Source organism: Cetobacterium sp. ZOR0034 (genome assembly GCF_000799075.1).
Lineage (GTDB): Bacteria > Fusobacteriota > Fusobacteriia > Fusobacteriales > Fusobacteriaceae > Cetobacterium_A.
Map to the genome: position 1 here is coordinate 1 of NZ_JTLI01000036.1, position 4,661 is coordinate 4,661.

Sequence of the window (4,661 nt, forward strand, 5' to 3'; positions counted from 1 at the left end):
TTTTATTTTTTCTGCTTTGCAAATACAGGGAAATTTGCTTTGCAATAACATCCTATTTTATTTTACAATAAACATCCCTCACAGAAGTAGCTGAAAAAATGGGAACTTCAGAAGCTACATTATCTAGATATGAAAATGGTCTTACAAAAAAAATCCCAATAAAAACAGTTAAAAAATTAGCAGAAATCTATGATGTTAGTTATACTTATTTTTATGGTTTAACATCTATACCATTGGCAACAACACTAATAGGAGTAATTGTTAGTTTTTTAAATGGGATATCATTAGATAATATTTATATAGGAAGTCAAATAGGTAGCTTAATAGGGTATTCAAGTTATGGAGTTTTAAAAAAATACTTTGAAAAAAGTAAAAGTGAAAATCCTAAAGAAAGTTTATATAAGGAACTAACAGAAGAGGAGAAAGAAGAATATGAAGCTTTTAAAACTATGAATCATTCATTTTTAAAAACAAAACAAGTTTTTTCTAAAGATGAAATGGAAGAAAGTGAAGCCTTTTTACTTTCTTATTACTTTGCACACAAGGTAAAAAGAGAGTCAAAGATAATAGATGCAGATGTAAAATTTAACAAAAAATAAGGAGAGGATTAAATATGGAAGGAAAGGTAAAGTTTTTATCGGCAAAGGAGGTTGCAGATATGGCAAAGATATCGGAAACATCAGCTTATAGACTAATAAAAAAATTAAATGAAGAGTTAGAGAAGAAGGGGAAAATAACTATTAAAGGAAAAATTAGTAAAAGATATTTTGAAGAAAAAACATGTATATAAGGAGTAGATATGCCGGTATATAAAGGAGAAAACGGAAAGTACTATGTCTCATTTTATTATATGAGATGGGATGGAAAAAGAGTAAGAAAGAAAAAAGAGGGGTTTAAAACTAAGAAAGAAGCAATGCTTTATGAAAGAGATTTTTTGTTAGATCAAGAAGGTAAAACAGAGCTGACATTTGATAAACTGGTTGAAAAATATTTAGAAGATTCTAAAGCTAGAGTAAAGCCTACAACATATGAAAATAGTGAGTATATTATTAATAAAACTATAAGGCCTTATTTTAAAGATTTAAAAATAAAAGATATAGAAGCAATAACTATTAGAGCTTGGCAAAATAAGTTGCTATTAAGTGAAAAAAATTATAGTCAAACATATTTAAAAACACTCAATAATCGGTTAAGTGCAATTTTAAATTATGCTGTACAATTTCATAAATTAGAAAAAAATCCGTGTAAATCAAGTGGTAGTATGGGTAGGAAGAATGCTGATACTATGAAATTTTGGACAAAAGATGAATATGATATTTTTATAAAAGGAATAGAAGATAACAGAATGTCTAAAGTAATGTATGATATACTTTTTTATACTGGTATAAGGGAAGGAGAATTATTGTCACTTACTTTAAATGATTTTAATTTTGAAACTAAAGTAATGTCAATAACTAAAACTTATGCTAAATTGAAAGGTGGAAAAGAGATAACTCAAGAGCCTAAAACGCCAAAAAGTAAAAGGAAAATAATAATACCAGAAACTTTATGTGATGAAGTGAAAAAATTTGCTGAAGCAAGATATGACTATAAACCAGATGAAAGATTATTTGTAGCAACAAAAAATTATTTGCATCGAGAGATGGATAGAGGAAGTAAAAACACAGGGATAAAAAGGATAAGAATACATGATATAAGACATTCTCATGCTTCTTTGCTTATAGAAATGGGAGTATCTCCAATAGCTATAGCAGAGCGTCTAGGGCATGATGATATTCAAACAACATTACAAACATATTCACATTTATATCCAAACAAACAAGAAGAAATTGCTGAAAAATTAGAAAAATATATGACAAAATAAAAGGATGGTACGTTTATGGTACGGAAGGGAATAAAAAAAACGCGTAACCCCTTGAAAACAAAGGATTACACGCCTTGGCCGGTTTTATTCCCACTCGATAGTTGCAGGTGGCTTAGAAGAGATATCATAAGTCATTCTGTTGATTCCCTTAACCTCATTTATGATTCTATTAGATACTTTATCTAAGAACTCATATGGTAATCTAGACCAAGTAGCAGTCATAAAGTCGATAGTGTTAGCAGATCTTAAAACAGCAGTGTACTCATAAGTTCTTTCGTCTCCCATAACTCCAACTGATTTAACAGGTAGAAGTACTACGAAAGCTTGGCTTACTTGTCTGTATAAGTCAGCAGCTCTTAACTCTTGGATGAAGATATCGTCAGCTTCTCTTAAGATATCAGCTTTCTCTTTATCAACCTCTCCAAGGATTCTGATTCCAAGTCCTGGACCTGGGAATGGATGTCTGTCGATCATGTGGTCAGGAATTCCTAACTCTCTTCCAACAGCTCTAACCTCATCTTTGAATAACTCTCTTAAAGGTTCTAATAGTTGGAACTTCATATCTTCAGGAAGCCCTCCAACGTTGTGGTGAGATTTAATTGTAGCAGATGGACCTTTTACAGATTGAGACTCGATAACATCTGGGTAGATTGTTCCTTGAGCAAGGAAGTCTACGTCAACTAATTTAGATGCCTCATCGTTGAATACTTCAACGAACTCTTTTCCAATTATTTTTCTCTTAGCTTCTGGATCAGCAACACCAGCAAGTTTGCTTAAGAATCTCTCTTCAGCTTCTACACATTTGATGTTCATGTTGAAGTTCTTTCCGTATATCTCCATAACGTTTTTACCTTCGTTCTTTCTAAGAAGTCCAGTATCAACGAAGATACAGATAAGTTGATCTCCAATAGCTTTATGTATTAATGCTGCGGCAACAGAAGAGTCAACCCCTCCTGAAAGTCCTAGAAGAACTTTCTTGTCTCCAACAGTCTCTTTTATTGATTTTACAGTTTCTTCAATGTAGTTACCCATTGACCAGTTTTTTTCACAGTTAGCAACTCCAAATACGAAGTTCTCTAACATCTTTGTTCCATACTCAGAGTGAGTAACCTCAGCATGGTATTGGATACAGTAGATATTTTTTTCTACGTTAGCAGATGCAGCTATACAAGAATCTGTATGAGCGATTTGCTTAAATCCTTCTGGTAATACAGTAACGTGGTCTCCATGACTCATCCAAACTTGGTTTAAGTTAGGAACATCTTTAAATAGAGGACTCTCTAAGTCATCGATAATAAGCTCAGCTTTTCCGAACTCTTGCTTGTCAGCTCTTTCAACTTGTCCACCAAGTAATTGAGATGTTAATTGCATTCCGTAGCAGATTCCTAATACAGGGATTCCTTGCTCATATAATGCTTTGTCGATCGTTGGTGATCCATCTAAATAAACTGAAGCAGGTCCACCAGAAAGGATGATACCTTTTGGTTCTCTAGCTAAAATATCCTCTAATGGTTCAAAATAAGGAACTACTTCTGCGTAAACTCCCATTTCTCTTACTCTTCTTGCTATTAATTGGTTGTATTGAGAACCAAAGTCAAGAATAATGATGCTATTTTTCTTCATAAAAACCTCCAAAATATAATAAAAAGGGACAATCTCATACTATAAAAAAATAGAAAATAGACTAATCCCTTAAACTTTTTTCCATAGAAACTAATTTACGGTTAGTTGTAGAGACGCTGCACCATATTTGCAACTTATACGAATATTTGTATTTACTTTTGAAACATTCTAGCATGTAATTGCTAAAAATGTCAACTTATAATTAAATATTTTAATCACAAGCGTTAAGTCCTATAACCAATAAAAAATAAAAAATAGTATTAGCTGTAAAAAAATGTTACAATTGTAAAGTTAAATATATTTTGAAAGGATATATAAAAGTTATGAAAAAAAAGATAAAAGAGGTTATTGTTGTTGAAGGTAGAGACGATATCTCAGCAGTAAAAGCAGCAGTAGATGCTGAAATTATACAAACAAATGGGTTTGCTATAAGAAAAAAAGGAAATATTGAAAAGCTAAGAGTAGCTTATGAAAATAAAGGTATTATAGTTTTAACTGATCCAGATTTTGTAGGTGAAGAACTGAGAAAATATATTTTAAAGTTTTTCCCCGCAGCAAAACAAGCATATATAAGCAGAAAAGAAGGCTCTAAAGATGGAGATATCGGTGTTGAAAATGCAACTCCAGAAGCTATTATAAAAGCCCTAGAAAATGCAAAGTGCGAAGTAGCTCAAGATGCAGAAGCAGTTTTCACTATGAACGAACTGATTGATCACAAACTTTCTGGAGCACCTGAATCAAAAGATTTAAGAGCACAACTAGGAGCAGAGTTAAGAATAGGATATTCAAATGCAAAGCAGATGTTATCTAAATTAAATAGATATGGAATAACTATGGAGCAGTTTTTAGAAGCTATGGATAGAATACAAAAAACCAAGGATTAATAACCCTTGGTTTTTCTTTTACTTCCTACTATCTATTTAAATTAGAAAGAGATTATTTCAGCAGTAGCTTCGTACCACTCACCCTCTTCATCCTCTCCAAACTCGATAAAGAAGTTCACTTGAACATCTTCTAAAGTAAATCCAACACAGTTTTCCTCAGCAACAGTGAAGAATTCAATTTTTTTGAATTTTATAGCATCTAACTTTTCAGCTAAATCCTCTCTTTGTTCAAAAAGTTCGATGATATCCTCTTTTATGAAGAACTCTCTCTTTTCAAACTCCTAGCACAA

General features: G+C 31.9%; 4 protein-coding genes, 1 pseudogene and 1 riboswitch. Of the genes and pseudogenes, 4 read left to right on the forward strand and 1 reads right to left on the reverse strand.

Annotated elements, in window-relative coordinates; all coding sequences use genetic code 11:
- Positions 1-86: 86 nt before the first annotated feature.
- From L992_RS08020 to L992_RS08030, 3 genes and pseudogenes are all read left to right on the forward strand, one after another.
- A pseudogene (locus tag L992_RS08020) lies at positions 87-599 on the forward strand (helix-turn-helix domain-containing protein); the annotation flags it as partial.
- A 14-nt stretch (positions 600-613) separates the two neighbouring features.
- Positions 614-790, forward strand: a complete 177-nt coding sequence (locus L992_RS08025; protein ID WP_047395525.1) for a helix-turn-helix domain-containing protein — start codon at positions 614-616, stop codon at positions 788-790.
- A gap of 9 nt (positions 791-799) precedes the next feature.
- A complete protein-coding gene (locus L992_RS08030) occupies positions 800-1,864 on the forward strand; it encodes a site-specific integrase (protein ID WP_047395527.1) in 1,065 nt (354 codons plus the stop codon).
- 84 nt (positions 1,865-1,948) lie between these two features.
- Here L992_RS08030 and guaA read toward each other — a convergent pair whose 3' ends face one another.
- On the reverse strand, positions 1,949-3,499 hold the full coding sequence (gene guaA / locus L992_RS08035) for a glutamine-hydrolyzing GMP synthase (RefSeq protein WP_366089511.1): 1,551 nt from the start codon (positions 3,497-3,499) through the stop codon (positions 1,949-1,951).
- Between the two features lie 52 nt (positions 3,500-3,551).
- Positions 3,552-3,649: riboswitch (purine riboswitch) on the reverse strand.
- Between the two features lie 161 nt (positions 3,650-3,810).
- Between guaA and rnmV the strand changes: the two genes are divergently transcribed.
- Positions 3,811-4,371: a ribonuclease M5 gene (gene rnmV, locus L992_RS08040; RefSeq protein ID WP_047395532.1), complete on the forward strand. Its 561-nt coding sequence runs from the start codon at positions 3,811-3,813 to the stop codon at positions 4,369-4,371.
- Positions 4,372-4,661 lie beyond the last annotated feature (290 nt).

Excerpts from the sequence above, each read along its gene's own strand:
- L992_RS08025 (WP_047395525.1), top strand. The coding sequence starts at position 614 with ATGGAAGGAAAGGTAAAGTTTTTATCGGCAAAGGAGGTTGCAGATATG.
- L992_RS08030 (WP_047395527.1), top strand. The coding sequence starts at position 800 with ATGCCGGTATATAAAGGAGAAAACGGAAAGTACTATGTCTCATTTTAT.
- rnmV (WP_047395532.1), top strand. The coding sequence starts at position 3,811 with ATGAAAAAAAAGATAAAAGAGGTTATTGTTGTTGAAGGTAGAGACGAT.